Origin of the sequence: Campylobacter lari (assembly GCF_004357905.1) — a bacterium.
Lineage (GTDB): Bacteria > Campylobacterota > Campylobacteria > Campylobacterales > Campylobacteraceae > Campylobacter_D > Campylobacter_D lari_D.
The window spans coordinates 108,203-123,586 of record NZ_SMTT01000002.1 but is presented as its reverse complement, the minus strand read 5'-3'; the positions used below and the strand labels follow the sequence as shown (position 1 = coordinate 123,586).

Genomic DNA, 15,384 nt, shown 5'->3' with positions numbered 1-15,384 from the left:
TTTATTCTTTAATAAGTTTAAAATTTGGATCAACTTGGATAAAACTTGGCATATCAAGCATATATTTTGGCTCTAAAATTTCCTCACATTTTTCGTATTTTATATTAAATTTTTCTAAAAACCTTATGATAGAGTTTTGTTCTAAAGTAAGAAGTTTATGATCTTTATAAAATAAATTTAAGTGCATATTACCCACTTGATAACTTATTAAAGCAAGGTTGTATTCATTTTCTATGTGAATTTTTAAAACCTTTTCAGGTTTAATCTTCACTAAAATCAAAAAATCCTCATCATATAAACAATCATTATGATTTAAACCTTTATTATCAGGCATTTTTATAGCGACATCTAGTCCTTTTAAAGTTGTTGTTCTTAATATCTTTTTAAAAGTATCAAACCAACTAAGCTCTAAAAAATCGCATTCTTTATTTAAATCATAATGCGTTATTTTATTTTGAAGTAAAATCATCAAATCATAAAATATTTTCTAGCTAAAGCTAAAGAATCAACGCTCTTAGAGCTAATAAGCTCACCATTTATTTTTACTTCATAAGTTTGTGGATTTACTTCTATATCTTGAACTTTATCATTAAATTTTAAGTCTTTTTTAGTGATATTTCTACAATTTTTTACTGCAACACATTTTCTTTTTAAGCTTAATTTTTCAGGCATATTAGCTTCTAAAGAAGCTTTAGAAACAAAATGTAAAGCATTTTCATTTAAATTTGCACCAAACATTTTTTCATAGATAATAGGCTCAGGTGTTGGGATAGAAGCATTAGCATCGCCTATTTTTGCACCTACTATCAAGCCACCTTTTAAAATAAGCTTTGGTTTTACTCCAAAAAATTTAGGTTGCCAAAGTACTAAATCAGCAAATTTTCCTACTTCAATAGAACCAACATAACTATCAATCCCATGTGCAATAGCAGGATTTATAGTGTATTTTGCTATATAGCGTTTAATACGGAAATTATCGTCTAAATCATTATCTTCTTTCAAGGCACCAAATTCTTTTTTACATTTATCAGCACTTTGCCATGTTCTTAAAATCACCTCACCTACGCGTCCCATAGCTTGAGAATCACTACTCATAATGCTAAAAACACCCATATCATGAAGTTTATCTTCTGCTGCTATAGTTTCAGGACGAATTCTACTATCTGCAAATTCAACATCTTCTTTGATTTTATTATCTAAATGATGACAAACCATAAGCATATCTAAATGTTCATCAATGGTATTTTTAGTAAAAGGCATAGTAGGATTAGTACTTGCAGGTAAAACATTTTCAAAACCTGCCATTTTAATAATATCAGGAGCATGGCCACCACCTGCACCTTCAGTATGAAAAGTATGGATAACTCTACCATTAATAGCTTTAATCGTATCTTCTACAAAACCTGCTTCATTTAAAGTATCTGTATGGATAGCTACTTGTATATCCATTTCATCAGCTATATTTAAACTAGCATCAATCACACTAGAAGTAGCACCCCAATCTTCATGAATTTTTAAGCCGCATGCACCGGCTATGATTTGCTCTTTTAAAGCATTTTTATTACTTGAATTTCCTTTACCTAAAAAGCCAAAATTCATAGGGTAATTTTGCGTAGCTTTTAACATAGAATGTATATGATAAGCCCCACTTGTGCAAGTTGTAGCATTTGTTCCCTCACTTGGTCCTATGCCACCTCCTATCATAGTAGTAACACCACTATATAAGGCACATTCAATTTGAGTTGGGGAGATAAAATGTATATGAGTATCAATACCACCTGCAGTTACTATTAAACCTTCTGCACCGATAATATCTGTACTTGTGCCTATAACTAAGCTAGGATCAACTCCATCTTGTATATCAGGATTGCCTGCTTTTCCTATACCTACTATATAGCCATTTTTTATCCCAATATCTGCTTTATAAATACCGGTATAATCAACAATCAAAGCATTAGTTAAAACTAAATCCGGAAATTCTCCCTCACTTACACTTTGAGCCATACCATCTCTAATATTTTTACCACCACCAAATTTAACTTCTTCGCCATATAAAGTATAATCTTTTTCTACTCTTAAAATCAAATCTGTATCTGCTAATCTTACTCTATCATTAGTTGTTGGACCATACATATTCACATAGTCTTTTTTGCTAATCTTAATCAAAGAAATCCTTTCTCTTTTGCTTTTGATAAAGCTTTAGTTTTATTTTCATCATTGATAAAATCATCACAAAGATTATTAAAACCTAAAACCTTTTTTAAACCACCAAATTCTATTAAACTTACTGTTTTTTCTTCACCTGGTTCAAATCTCACACTTGTTCCTGAAGCGATATTTAACCTTTTACCATAAGCTTTTTCTCTGTCAAAAGACAAAAAGCGATTAACTTCAAAGAAATGAAAATGCGAACCAACTTGTATAGGACGATCACCTTTATTGCTTACTTTAATTTCTATAGAAGTTTTATTTTCATTAAGCACAATAAATTCTGATGATAAAAATATCTCTCCAGCTTTTATTTTATCATCATTTGCTATAGGCTCATGTATAGTAACTAATTTTGTGCCATCTTCAAAAGGAAGTTCTATTTGAATTTCTTCAAGCATACTTGCAACACCATCAATCACATCTTCACTTGTAAGTAAAGTTTTCCCTATGCTCATCAATTCACTCACACTTAAATTTTTTCTTGCAAGTTCCATTAATTCATAACATATATAAGCTAAAGCTTCATTATAATTTAATTTTATTTTTTGCTCTTTTCTATCTTTAGCGATTTTCCCTGCATAATGAAGCATTAATCGTTGCAATTGCTGCTGAGTAAAATGCATTTTAATCCTTATAAATTTTTTAGATATTATATAACTATTTGCTTGCTTTTAAGCAAAAAATTCTATTACATTTTTTAATTCTATTTTATAGTCTTTTTGAATTTCTATAAAAGGAAGATTTAAATTTTCACATTGAGCTTTAAATTTTTGATGATTTAAAATAAGAGTGTTTATTTCTTCTTTTTCACTAAATAAACGCTTTTCTATAACATTTTCATTTTGATAGATTAATTCATAATTTTGCAAAATATATTCTTTTGAAAAAACGATATAAAGTATTTTAATATCAGAATGATTTTGAAATTTTTGTAACTTTTTTGGAGTAAGATAAAATCCTTCAATGATTAAATTTTGTTTATTTTCTATACAAATTTAAATCATACCATCTACAATAGGAAACAAAAAATCAGTTATTTTTTCATCCTCATCTACTCTAAAAGGACAATTTTTCAAGAAGTCTTTGAGCAAGCAAGGTCTTTCCACTATGACCTTGCCCTCCAGTTAAAAAAATCATTTAAAAATTAAACATCCAAATGTTTAACATCTTTAGCATGAGCTTGTATATACTCACGGCGTGGTTCTACATCATCACCCATGAAAAGGTTGAAAGTATCATTTGCTCTTTGAGCATCTTCTATGGTGATCTTTAACAAACGACGATTACTTGGATCCATAGTTGTTTCCCAAAGTTGTTCAGGATTCATCTCACCAAGACCTTTATAGCGTTGTATATAAGCACCTTTTTTAGCATTTTTTTCAACTTCATCTAAAATTTCTAAAATATCTTTATCAAATTTTAAATCTCTATCTTTAATTTTTTGATAAATATAATTTGCCTCTTCATATAAAGGATTAGCAAACAAATCATCATTGATGATAAGCTCTTCTAAACCATTTTCAGTTTGCACATAAACACGAATTTCATTTTCATTGATATATGAATTTAAGATATTGTGATTTTGTTTTTCTAAAAATTCTTTTATGACTTTAAATAATTCTTCATTAGAAGCTTTTATCAAATCAGGATTTTCTATCAAATACCTAATCACTGAAATTACATTAAATCTTTTTTCTAATTCTTTTAAAACACTTCTATAAGCTGCAACGATTTTTAGAAAATCTTTTAAATCATTTAATCCTATGCCCTCATAAGTAGAACTTTCTATACCTGTTTCGATCAAATAATCATTTAAAGCTTTTTCATCTTTTAGATAAATTTCTTTTTTCTGACCTTTTTTATAACGATATAAAGGTGGTTGAGCTAAATAAATATGTCCATTTGCTACAAGATCATTCATAAAACGGAAGAAAAATGTCAAAAGCAAAGTTTGTATGTGAGAACCATCTACATCAGCATCTGTCATAATGATGATTTTATGATATCTTAGTTTTTCTATATCAAACTCATCACCGATCCCACAACCAAAAGCTGTGATCATATTTTGAATTTGTTCACTTTTTAAAATTTTATCTAGTCTTGCTTTTTCAACATTGAGTATTTTACCTCTTAAAGGTAAAATCGCTTGGAAAGTTCTTTCTCTACCTTGTTTTGCAGAACCTCCTGCACTATCACCCTCAACTAAATAAATTTCGCTTTCACTTGGATCTTTACTTTGACAATCAGCTAATTTTCCTGGTAAAGTCCCTACACTTGAACTTTCTTTTTTACGGGTTAATTCTCTAGCTTTTTTAGCTGCTTCTCTACCACGAGCTGCCATTAAAGCTTTATTCATGATAGCTTTTGCTTCGATAGGATTTTCTTCAAAATATTTTGTCAAATATTCAAAAGAAGCCTTAGAAACTATAGGTCTAACATAGCTTGAACCTAATTTTCCTTTAGTTTGTCCTTCAAATTGTGGCTCAGGTACTTTAACACTTACAACTGCTATTAAACCTTCTCTTACATCATCACCTGTGATTTTAGAGTCTTTCTCTCTAGCACTAGCATTTGCTTCAATGTAATTGCTAATAACACGAGTTAAGCCCATTCTAAAACCTGCTTCGTGCGTTCCACCATCTGGAGTTTTGATATTATTTACAAAAGAAAGTAAATTTTCACTATAACTATCATTATAAAGCAATGCTACTTCAACATTTACATCTTCTTCATCTACATTAAAAAATATAGCCTTAGTTAGAGCTTGTTTTTTATTTAAATCTGTAACAAACTGACTTATACCACCTTCAAAATGAAAACTTTCTGCTTTTCCTACGCGGTTATCTTTAAAATTTATAGTAATTTTTGGATTTAAATATGCAAGTTCACGAAATCTTTTAGCTAAAATTTCATAATCAAAATCAGTCACTTCAAAAATTTGATCATCTGGCCAAAATTCTATGATTGTTCCTGTTTTTTTACTTTTACCTATGGTTTCAAAATTACTTGTAACTTTACCTTCTGAAAATTCTTGGCGATAAATTTCTCCATCTCTATGCACTGTAGCAACTAATTTTTTTGATAAAGCATTTACAACGCTTACACCAACCCCGTGTAAACCACCTGAAACTTTATAAGTATCTTTATCAAATTTTCCACCTGCATGAAGCACGGTTAAAACTACAGTTAAAGTAGGGATATTTTCAGTAGGGTGAATTCCCACAGGAATTCCTCTACCATTATCACTTACTATACAAGAGCCTTCTGTAGTAATTTCTACATTAATCGTATCACAAAAACCTGCCATAGCTTCATCAATAGAATTATCCACTACTTCATAAATCATATGATGAAGACCGCCTATGTTGGTATCACCTATGTACATACCAGGGCGTTTTCTAACAGCTTCTAAGCCTTTTAAAACTTTAATATTTCCTGCGCCATAATTTTGATTTTCTTGCATTTATTTTCCTTATAAAATAACTGGCATAATTACAGTTTGTAATTCTTCACTTGAAACTAAGAATGCCATATGAGGTTCATTTATGCTAAGTTTGAATGTTTCACTTTCAATAGAATTTAAAAAGTCAGTGATGAATTTATTTTTAATGCAAAGATTAAATTCTTCATCTATATTAAGTTCCATTTCAAGTTCAGTTTTTGCTTCCATATTATCTAAACTAATACCTTCAAATACAAGTTTATCTTTATGGAAATTTAATTTCATTTTTTCAGTAATTACATTGATTTTTTTCAATGCATCCATAAATTCTTCTGTTTTAAAAATAAATTCTTTTGTAATATTTTTTGGAATTACTCTTTCATAATCAGGGAATTTATCATTAATAAGTTTTGTGAAAAACTCAAAATTGTCATTTTTTGCAATCAATATATTTTCATCATAATAAATTTCAATTTTTTCAAAAAAGATTTTTTGCATTTCTAAAATAGCTTTTTTAGGGATACAAAGATTAAATTCTTTTTCGTTTGTTTTATTTAGTGTAAAAACCGCTAAGCGTTTAGTATCTGTTCCTACAAAGCTAATGTGGGTTGTTTTTATATCAAGTAAAGCACCATTTAAAGAATACTTTGGATTATTTGTATCAACTGCAGGTAGGATTTTTTTCAAAGATCTACTTAAATCACTTGAATCAATATCAAATTTATCTTTTCCTTCAGTGCTTGGGAAATTTGGAAAATCTTCATAATTAAACATAGGAAGTTTATATTTAGTTCCTTTTTGTCTAATAAAAAGGAAATTTTCTATAGTTTCTAAGACCACATCTTCATTATTTAAACTTTTAATGATATCTAAAATACTTTTAGCATTAGCAGTTGCAAAACCTGCACTTTCAACTTTAATTTTTTTGATTTTATAGTTAATACCTATTTCATAATCACTTGCCCTTATGATTAATTTATCTTCAACTACTTCAAAAAGTAAGTGAGAAGCGATGTTGCTTGAGTCTTTTTTATCTACATAAGAGTTAGTTAAAACTATGGCAGATTCTAAAGTGTTTTTATTAATGCTAATTTTCATTTTTACTTCCTTTGTTTTTTAAATTTATTTTATCATAATAATAAGCAATGTGAAAATGTGAAATGCTTTTTAAAAGCCTTTTTTTATAGAAATTTTACTCATAGAATAAAATTTTTTATTTTTCACTTTTATTCACAGGGTGCTTTTTATTTTTGTTAAAATTTTATTTCTTAATTCTTCTACTATGGCTTTTAGGTTTTCATTTTCGCTCATTAACTCTTGAATTTTTTTAATATTATGTGAAATGGCAGTGTGATCTTTCATATTAAAAAATCTAGCAAGTTGAGGCATAGACATAGTTGTAAGCTCTCTTGCTAAATATATCACAACCCTTCTTGCCATAACGATATTTTGTGTTTTTTTATTTGATTTTATATCATTTGATTTAAGATTATAGCTTTTTGAAACATCAGCAAGTATGTCTTCAACACTAATATTTTCTTTTGTTTCTTTAATGTGATCTTTCATAAAGCTTTTAACGATTTCTAAAGTGATTTCTTGATTAAAAAGTCTTGCTTGGGCATTTAGATTTGTAATCATACCTTCAATTTCTCGGATGTTATCTCCCATTGAAGTAGCGATGTAGCTTATGACTTCAGGTTTGAGATAAATAGCATTAAATTCACATTTTTTCTTGATAATTGCGATTTTTGTATCAAGCTGAGGTGGAGTGATATCTGCGATGATCCCATTTGCAAAACGGCTTTTTAAGCGTTCTGTTATGCCTTTTAACATATTTGGAGGATTATCACTTGTCATGATGATTTGTCCAAATTTTTCTTTTATTTCATTAAAAGTAAAGAAAAATTCTTCTTGAATTTTATCTGTTTTACCTAAAAACTGCACATCATCGATGAGTAAGACATCACAATTTTTGTATTTTTCATGAAATTTACTCATAGTTTTGTTATTTAAATGCATGGTAAAATCATTGATAAAATTATCACTTGTAGCATAAATAACCTTATATCCATTATCTAAGCACACATTTCCGACAGCTTGAAGCAAGTGAGTTTTTCCAAGTCCTGTAGGGCCATAGATAAAGATGGGGTTGTATAATTTTCCAAGTTTGCTTTTATCGGTAATAGCTTTGCAAGTTGCATAGGCAAATTGATTAGAATCTCCTACAACAAAGCTTTCAAAAGTAAAAGAAGGATTTAAAATAGTACTTTGAAATTTAATCTGTGAAATATCTGTAGAAAAATGTTTTTTCTCTATCTTTTGATCATTTGTAATGATTTTAACTTGAGGGTTAATCCCTGTTTTTACTTCATAAAAATAAGCTAGTTTTTGTGCGTATTTTGTTTGTATAAATTTAGCCAAAAAATGATTTGGTGCGATAAATACTAAGATATTATTTTTACTTAATTTTTCACTAAATTGTAAGTGAGAAATATAAGTATTGTATTCGTTATTGCTAATTTCAGTTTTAAATTCAAGTAAAAAATCTTTTATATTCATTATTATTCTTATAAATTATGATGTAAAACTTAAAATTCTAGCTTATTTTTTATAAAAAATGGTTAAAATTATTCACATAAAAATTTAAATTTCACATCTATGTGAATAAAAAGGTGAAAAGTTTGAAAGTTTTAGGGATAGATCCTGGTTCTAGATATTGTGGATATGCTATTGTAGAAAAAATAAATAATAAAAATCAACTCATAGAAGCAGGACTTATCAAAATCAAACCCAATGATTTACAGTATCAAATCACAGAATTATGTGAAGGACTTGATCTAATCTTTAAAAATCATCAGTTTGATGAGGTAGCTATAGAAGATATATTTTTTGCTTATAATCCAAAAACGGTTCTAAAACTAGCACAATTTCGTGGAGCTTTGAGTTTAAAAATCTTACAAATTCATGGAGAATTTGCAGAATACACACCTTTACAAGTGAAAAAAACCGTAACAGGTAAAGCAAAAGCTACTAAAGAGCAAGTAGCTTTTATGGTAAAAAGATTACTTGGAATTTCAAAAGACATCAAGCCACTTGATATTACCGATGCTATCGCAGTAGCTTTGACGCATTTAGCAAATTTGAGAGTAAAAAAGTGATTTTACTTTCCATTTCCTATAAAATAAATTTCAACATCATGTAGAAGTTTTTCACATACAGCAGAATCAGTATTTTTTTCTACTACTAGGTTGATATGATTTTTGGTATCTCTAAAACTTCCTGCAGATTTTGAATTTTTTAATTCTAATTTTTGATTATCTTTTAAATATTTAATAGTTATTACAAATTTATGTGCCGCGGTAGCTTCGCCTAGATTTGTTTCTATCAAAACATTCATATTTGATGCTTTTGCTAGGGTTGCTTGAGTTTTGTTAATCACTTCTTTCATTCTTCTATTGAGTTCTAAAATTCTTGAGATGAATTTATTATCTATACTTTCAAATGCTATTTTTAGTTTATTCATAATTTCTTGATTAGTAGGTTTATCAGGTGCTACATAAACCATATAAAGTCCATTTTTAATATCTACTTTAGTGCTTTTAGTATCACGCCCACTACCAAAAACTTTTATATATATAGCATTATCAAGATATACTCTATCTATCATAGGACCATAGATTTCATATTCTCTTTTTCTTACGATTACTTCTCTTGCGGCTACTTGAATTTTTACTGAACAATCATGAATTATAGGTTCCATTTCTTTTTTTATTTCAAGTAGTTCTTTTAGCATATAACATCCTTATTATTTTTTTTAGTATTATAGATTATAACAAAAAAATGTTTTTTTCTTTGTTAATTTTAGTTTATATAATTTTTATAACATTCCAAAGTTATTTTAAAAAAAGGAAAAAAATGAAAATTAAAACTATAGTTTCAAGTTTAGTTTTAGCAAGTACTTTATTTGCTGCAAATTCTCATCATGCTCATCATGGAGCTTCTGGAAGTATTTCATCACAAATCATGATGAGTATGCATGAACCTATGATGAAAAATCCTTTAGTACAAAGCAATGACATAGAAAGAGATTTTTTAGCTAATATGATTCCACATCACCAAGGTGCTATTGACTCATCTAAGCTTTTATTAGAACATACAAAAAGTGAAGAGATGAAAAAAATCGCTCAAAATATCATAAAAGCTCAAGAAAAAGAAATTCAAGAATTTCAAGAAATTCTAGATAAAAATCTTTATACAAAAACTCAAATTGATGAAGAAACTTATAAAAAATTTGTCCAAGAAGAAAAAGAGTTAATGCAAAAAATGATGATTTTAATGAGTTCGGTTAAAGAAAGCAAAAACATCAATAAAGACTTTTTAGAAGCGATGATAGCACATCATCAAGGTGCAGTAGATGCTTCAAAACAAATTTTATTTTACTCTAAAGACAAAACTATCACTGATATTGCTAAAAAAATCATCTTAGATCAAGAAAAAGAAATTCAAGAATTTACAAATTTGTTAAAGTATATGTAAAAATAGGTAGTTTAGTAAAACTACCTAGATATCATTTTACATTTTCATAGATCATATTAAACATTGTGTTGGCTATTTTGTCTTTGAAATTATTAATTTAAATAACTTTTATAATAGTTTTTAATTAATTGATAATTACAAAACAAATAAATTATAAAATTGATATAATATAATAAATTTATATAGTTTATATTTTTTTATGATTTGTAATGTATAATCACAAAATAATAAAATATAAAATTTGAAATTAACACAAATTATTCATAAAATTCATAAATGTATTGAAATTAAGAGAACTAAAAATATTATAAAAAAAGAATTTTAAAAAGTTTATATAGAGTATTTATAGAAACTAATAAATCATTTGTTATAAAATTAGTTTAAATATGTTATTGTAATTAAAAAATGATGGTTATTATTAAGTATGAGAGAGCGTAAATAGTGGAAAAGCAAAATGAAAAATATACTTGTATCGACTTATTTGCTGGTGCTGGTGGATTATCATTAGGTTTTAAACAAACAAATAGATTTGATATATTAGCCCACATTGAATGGGAAAAGCCTATGGTTGAAACTCTTAGAAATGATTTAGTAAGGCGTTTTAATTTTACTTTAAAAGAAGCTAAAAAAATAGTTATTAGATTTGACATTCAAAAGGTTGATGAATTAATAAATGGCTCATGGAGTGAAGAATCGTTAAAAAATTATATTAATGACAATGATGAAAATATTGCAAAATATGGATTAAATGGTTTATTAAATGGTAAAAACATTGATATAATCATTGGAGGTCCACCTTGTCAAGCTTATTCTATTGCAGGTCGAGCTCAAGATAAAAATTCTATGAAAAATGATTATAGAAATTATCTTTTTGAGAGTTTTGCAAAAATTGTAGATTATTATAAGCCAAAGTGCTTTGTTTTTGAAAATGTACCTGGTATGTTAAGTGCTAAACCTGGTAATAAATTTATAACACATAGAATTTATAGTGCTTTTGCTAAAATTGGCTATGATATAAAAAACCCAAATCAAATGAAAGATATAATTTACAATAGTAATGATTATGATGTACCACAAATTAGAAATCGTGTAATAATTTTTGGTGTTAAAAAAAATAATGAAAAAAAACAAAAACTGACAGATTTCTACACAATACTTGATAATCTAAAATCAAAAAATCCACCACTTACGCTAAAAGATGTGTTAAAAAATCTTCCTAAATTTAAACCATTAAAAACACCAATTAAAATAGATGGTAAAAATATATCTCATGAATTAGTTGGTAATTTTAATTTAACTCAAAATTTTCCTCGATTTAATAATCAACGTGATTTAAAAGCTATGAAATTTTGGATAGAAAATAGTATGAATAATGCTACTATAAAAGAAAAACTTGATTTTTATACTAAAATTACAGGGAAAATCTCAAAACATAATAAATATCGAAATTTAGAATGGGATAAACCAAGTCCTACACTTGTATCACATTTACAAAAAGATGGTTTTATGTTTATTCATCCTAGTCCAAAACAAAATCGTTCTATTACGATAAGAGAAGCTGCTATTTTACAAACTTTTCCAAATGATTTTGAGTTTATAGGTTCACAAGGATCTTGTTTTAAAATGATAGGTAATGCAGTCCCTGTGAATTTTGCAAAACATATAGCACTAGCAGTGGCAAAGGTTTTAGATGAGAAAAATTAATATAATAGTGGCTTGTGAAGAGAGTCAAAGGGTATGTATCGAATTTCGTAAACTCGGTTTTAATGCTTATAGTTGTGACCTTTTAGAGTGCAGTGGTAATCATCCAGAATGGCATTTTAATCATGATATTTTTAGTATTATAAAAAATAAAGGTGGTATAACACAAAGTGGAATAAATATTAATGTAAAAAAGTGGGATATGATGATAGCACATCCACCTTGTACTTTTTTAGCAGTTAGTGGTGCAAAATGGTATTATCATCCTGATGATAAAGATTTACCGATAGCAAAGCGCAGACCACATCCAAAATTTCCAAATAGAGCAAAAGATAGAGAAATAGCAGTTAAATTTTTCATTGACTTAACAAAGGTAGAAATCCCATATATTGCTATAGAAAATCCTATAGGTATTATGAATACTCGTTACCGTAAAGCAGACCAAATAGTTCAACCCTATCACTTTGGTGACAGTGCGAGTAAAAAGACTTGTCTTTGGCTAAAAAATCTACCACCGCTTAAATATACAAATATAGTTGAACCAGGTGAATTTATAGAGTTTAAAAGTGGTAAACGTATAGCCAAATGGTATAGTGATGGATTAACTAAAACAAAATCAGCCAAAGAAAGACAAATTTGGCGAAGTAAAACTTTTCCTGGATTTGCTAAGGCAATAGCTGAACAATGGGGTAAATTTATAAAAAATGAATTAAATAAAAAGGATAAAAAGTGAAAATTTATTTAAGAAAAGTAGATAAACAGTGTATTGAAAAACAAATCAGTATAAAGCAATATATATTACATGGTTTTTTTGGTAGTGCAAAAGATCAAGAAATAATATCAATGAAAGGTACTTTATCAAACGAAAGTAGCGAAGTAAAAATACTAACATCAACAGATCCACGACTTGGTGGAGACATTAAAAAGATTATAAATGCAGAAGTTGCTGAAATTGTCCAAACTGAGCCTAGTTATCAACTTAGTATTAATGATATATTACTGTTTGCATATATTGGATCAAAAAAATATATGCTTGAAATTATTACAAAAAATGATGCAAGATACCAAGTTTTATTAGATTTGGTAAATAATCCACAATTTAAGACTAGAAACGGATGGGATAATTTACACTTACTCGCTTATAGTGATAGCGAAGAGACAAATTTTCTTAACAACACTAGCAATAACGACAGTGTAGAAATTGATGAAAATTTAAGAGAAAAAGGTGGAGAAAATATCATCTTGTATGGTGTGCCAGGTAGTGGTAAAAGTCATACTATAAAAATAAAGTATCCACAAAATGAATATATCTTTGAAAAATTAGTTTTTCATCCTGACTATTCATATAGTGATTTTGTAGGACAAATAATGCCTATTGTAAAAGATGAAATCGTAAGCTATGATTTTATACCTGGACCTTTTACAAATATTTTAAAAAAAGCATACAATAACCCAAGTAGTAAATATATTTTAGTTATTGATGAAATAAATCGTGGCAATGCTCCTGCAATATTTGGCGAAGTTTTTCAACTACTTGATAGAGATAAAGATGGAAATAGTAATTATACTATAAATAATGATAATATAGCAAAAATAGTTTATAAAGGTAATACACAAAGACATATAAAGATTCCATCAAACCTATGGATAATTGCCACAATGAATACAAGCGATCAAAATGTCTTTACACTTGATACCGCTTTTCAGCGTAGATTTTCTATGCAACTTATTAGAAATTCTTTTGATAAAAATAAAAAAGAGTTTGAAAGTGAAGAAAAATACAATGAATATAAAAATTTTATAGATAAGAAAATTTTAAATACCGATGTTACTTGGCAAAAATTTTGTAAAACTATAAACTCAATCATATCCAAAAGCGATAATGATGTTAACTCCATGGAAGATAAAAGACTTGGTGTATTTTTTGTAAGAAATGATGACCTAGAAAGTAAAGAAAAATTTGCTCACAAAGTTTTAAAATATCTTTGGGATGATGTTTTTAAATTTGACAAAGATAAACTTTTTAATAAAAATAAATACCACACACTAGAAGAAGTCATTGAAAGATTTGTTAACGAAGATGGAAAATCTCAATTTGATATTTTTATCGATGATGTTAAGGCTATGTTATATGTTTAATTTAAGGGAGCATTGCTTTATGGACAATGAATTAGATGATAATTTTGTTGGTATTAGAAGTAAAGAAAATAAGCTTCAAATTTGCTTTCCACTAGGGATTAACTTAGATTGTGATGACAAGAATATAAGAACAGATATTAGAAAACTAATATCTGTTCTTTTAAAATTTAACAAATCTCATACAAAATCTTATTTTGTAGATAATAAAAACGAACAGATCGAGCAATCATTTCCACTTATTGCGTATAAAAATATCATAGAATATTTTCTTTCTCACGGTTACTATACCGAGCGAGAAAATATCTATCAAACCACTACAAAAGGTAAGATAAGCTTTGCTAGAACGATTAATAAAAATCGCCCTAACATCCAAAATAATAACTCTGTAATTTATATGCAGTTTCAAGCTAAAAAAAATCAAGCCAATAAAAATGGGTTAATTACAGCTATAAATAGATATTGTGTTTACGAGGCATTTTGCAAATTTGGTTTTGCTTACAATTCATTTATGCCACCAAAATACAACTTACCAATAAATAAAAATCAATGTCTTTATGTTTTGCAAAGTAAACTAAATAATACATTTGATGATAAAAAACGATTGCTTTTTAGTTCTATGAGAGATATGCTTTTACAAAGTGATAAATCTTTAAAAGAGAGCGAGTTTAAATTTGGAACAACGGCTTTTCATGCTATCTGGGAAAAGATGATAGATAGAGCATTTGGTACTACAGATAAGGATGAATATTTTCCAAAAACTCAGTGGAAATTAAAATATACAGATAATAAAGATAATAGCTCATTACAACCCGATATTATTATGATTAATGATGACAAAATTTATATATTAGATGCAAAATACTACAAATATGGTGTAAAATTAAAAGGATTGCCACAAAGTAGTGATATAATTAAACAGGTAGCTTATGGCGAATATGCAGAATATCGAACAAAAAATAAGAAGATATATAATGTTTTTTTGATGCCGTATAACAAACAAAATAATAATTTTGAAGTTAAAATAAATGGTATTTTTGAAAATATTGGAAAAGCTACTATGGAATGGAAAAACAGCAAAAGCTACACAGAAATTCAAGGCCTCTTAGTAGATACTAGATTTTTAATTTATAATTATGATAAGATTGGTTCTACACATAAAGAACAATTAATTACAGCAATTAGCGATATTGACCACTAGGATATACAAAAATATAAAGCTCTTTTGGATTACCTACAGCTTTTTTGTATCGTTTATCACTAGGTTTTAAATTTCTAATATCTTTATCTTGTAAGCTTTGTTTTGCTATGTTTGCCATTATTTTCCTTTAAAGAACCCTATTAGGTTTTAAGAACCC

At 27.6% G+C, this 15,384-nt stretch carries 14 protein-coding genes and 1 pseudogene; 6 read left to right on the top strand and 9 right to left on the bottom strand.

Annotated features, from left to right (window positions below; translation table 11 throughout):
• Position 1: 1 nt before the first annotated feature.
• From E2O22_RS02490 to dnaA, 7 genes are all read right to left on the bottom strand, one after another.
• Positions 2-469, bottom strand: a complete 468-nt coding sequence (locus tag E2O22_RS02490) for an urease accessory protein UreE (RefSeq protein ID WP_052243344.1) — start codon at positions 467-469, stop codon at positions 2-4.
• Entirely contained in the window at positions 469-2,166 is a 1,698-nt protein-coding gene (ureC, locus tag E2O22_RS02485) for an urease subunit alpha (RefSeq protein WP_133319085.1), read from the bottom strand. Before ureC ends, E2O22_RS02490 begins: the two co-directional genes overlap by 1 nt.
• A complete protein-coding gene (ureB, locus tag E2O22_RS02480) occupies positions 2,163-2,834 on the bottom strand; it encodes an urease subunit beta (protein WP_133319084.1) in 672 nt (223 codons plus the stop codon). The genes ureC and ureB overlap by 4 nt, the downstream gene beginning before the upstream one ends.
• A gap of 48 nt (positions 2,835-2,882) precedes the next feature.
• Complete coding sequence (locus E2O22_RS02475; protein WP_133319083.1) at positions 2,883-3,080, bottom strand: hypothetical protein; 198 nt, start codon at positions 3,078-3,080, stop codon at positions 2,883-2,885.
• A gap of 275 nt (positions 3,081-3,355) precedes the next feature.
• Complete coding sequence (gyrB, locus tag E2O22_RS02470) at positions 3,356-5,674, bottom strand: DNA topoisomerase (ATP-hydrolyzing) subunit B (RefSeq protein WP_133319082.1); 2,319 nt, start codon at positions 5,672-5,674, stop codon at positions 3,356-3,358.
• 9 nt (positions 5,675-5,683) lie between these two features.
• The gene (dnaN, locus tag E2O22_RS02465; protein ID WP_039617031.1) at positions 5,684-6,751 is read right to left on the bottom strand and encodes a DNA polymerase III subunit beta; all 1,068 of its coding nucleotides are present in this window, start codon (positions 6,749-6,751) and stop codon (positions 5,684-5,686) included.
• Positions 6,752-6,883: 132 nt separating this feature from the next.
• A complete protein-coding gene (gene dnaA / locus E2O22_RS02460) occupies positions 6,884-8,212 on the bottom strand; it encodes a chromosomal replication initiator protein DnaA (RefSeq protein WP_133319081.1) in 1,329 nt (442 codons plus the stop codon).
• Between the two features lie 122 nt (positions 8,213-8,334).
• Between dnaA and ruvC the strand changes: the two genes are divergently transcribed.
• Positions 8,335-8,811 (top strand): crossover junction endodeoxyribonuclease RuvC, encoded by a 477-nt coding sequence (gene ruvC, locus E2O22_RS02455; protein WP_133319080.1) that lies wholly within the window; start codon positions 8,335-8,337, stop codon positions 8,809-8,811.
• Between the two features lie 2 nt (positions 8,812-8,813).
• On the opposite strand, the gene E2O22_RS02450 is transcribed toward ruvC, so the two are convergent.
• Positions 8,814-9,446, bottom strand: a complete 633-nt coding sequence (locus E2O22_RS02450) for a hypothetical protein (protein WP_133319079.1) — start codon at positions 9,444-9,446, stop codon at positions 8,814-8,816.
• A 122-nt stretch (positions 9,447-9,568) separates the two neighbouring features.
• Between E2O22_RS02450 and E2O22_RS02445 the strand changes: the two genes are divergently transcribed.
• The 5 genes and pseudogenes from E2O22_RS02445 (at position 9,569) to E2O22_RS02425 (ending at position 15,227) form a co-directional block, all read left to right on the top strand.
• A complete protein-coding gene (locus tag E2O22_RS02445; protein ID WP_133319078.1) occupies positions 9,569-10,189 on the top strand; it encodes a DUF305 domain-containing protein in 621 nt (206 codons plus the stop codon).
• 441 nt (positions 10,190-10,630) lie between these two features.
• Entirely contained in the window at positions 10,631-11,893 is a 1,263-nt protein-coding gene (locus E2O22_RS02440; RefSeq protein WP_133319077.1) for a DNA cytosine methyltransferase, read from the top strand.
• Positions 11,880-12,648 (top strand): annotated as a pseudogene (locus E2O22_RS02435) (hypothetical protein). Before E2O22_RS02440 ends, E2O22_RS02435 begins: the two are co-directional and overlap by 14 nt.
• A complete protein-coding gene (locus tag E2O22_RS02430; protein WP_133319075.1) occupies positions 12,620-14,029 on the top strand; it encodes an McrB family protein in 1,410 nt (469 codons plus the stop codon). The pseudogene E2O22_RS02435 and the gene E2O22_RS02430 overlap by 29 nt, the downstream one beginning before the upstream one ends.
• The gene (locus E2O22_RS02425) at positions 14,022-15,227 is read left to right on the top strand and encodes an LlaJI family restriction endonuclease (RefSeq protein WP_133319074.1); all 1,206 of its coding nucleotides are present in this window, start codon (positions 14,022-14,024) and stop codon (positions 15,225-15,227) included. Before E2O22_RS02430 ends, E2O22_RS02425 begins: the two co-directional genes overlap by 8 nt.
• Here E2O22_RS02425 and E2O22_RS02420 read toward each other — a convergent pair.
• Positions 15,208-15,345 carry a hypothetical protein gene (locus E2O22_RS02420; protein ID WP_232017389.1) on the bottom strand — a complete coding sequence of 46 codons (138 nt, stop codon included), beginning with the start codon at positions 15,343-15,345 and terminating at the stop codon, positions 15,208-15,210. The genes E2O22_RS02425 and E2O22_RS02420 overlap by 20 nt on opposite strands.
• Between the last annotated feature and the right edge of the window lie 39 nt (positions 15,346-15,384).

What these genes read in the sequence shown, in the direction of transcription:
- E2O22_RS02490 (WP_052243344.1), bottom strand. Translation starts at nt 469, where the DNA reads ATGATTTTACTTCAAAATAAAATAACGCATTATGATTTAAATAAAGAA.
- ureB (WP_133319084.1), bottom strand. Translation starts at nt 2,834, where the DNA reads ATGCATTTTACTCAGCAGCAATTGCAACGATTAATGCTTCATTATGCA.
- gyrB (WP_133319082.1), bottom strand. Translation starts at nt 5,674, where the DNA reads ATGCAAGAAAATCAAAATTATGGCGCAGGAAATATTAAAGTTTTAAAA.
- dnaN (WP_039617031.1), bottom strand. Translation starts at nt 6,751, where the DNA reads ATGAAAATTAGCATTAATAAAAACACTTTAGAATCTGCCATAGTTTTA.
- dnaA (WP_133319081.1), bottom strand. Translation starts at nt 8,212, where the DNA reads ATGAATATAAAAGATTTTTTACTTGAATTTAAAACTGAAATTAGCAAT.
- E2O22_RS02450 (WP_133319079.1), bottom strand. Translation starts at nt 9,446, where the DNA reads ATGCTAAAAGAACTACTTGAAATAAAAAAAGAAATGGAACCTATAATT.
- E2O22_RS02445 (WP_133319078.1), top strand. Translation starts at nt 9,569, where the DNA reads ATGAAAATTAAAACTATAGTTTCAAGTTTAGTTTTAGCAAGTACTTTA.
- E2O22_RS02425 (WP_133319074.1), top strand. Translation starts at nt 14,022, where the DNA reads ATGTTTAATTTAAGGGAGCATTGCTTTATGGACAATGAATTAGATGAT.
- E2O22_RS02420 (WP_232017389.1), bottom strand. Translation starts at nt 15,345, where the DNA reads ATGGCAAACATAGCAAAACAAAGCTTACAAGATAAAGATATTAGAAAT.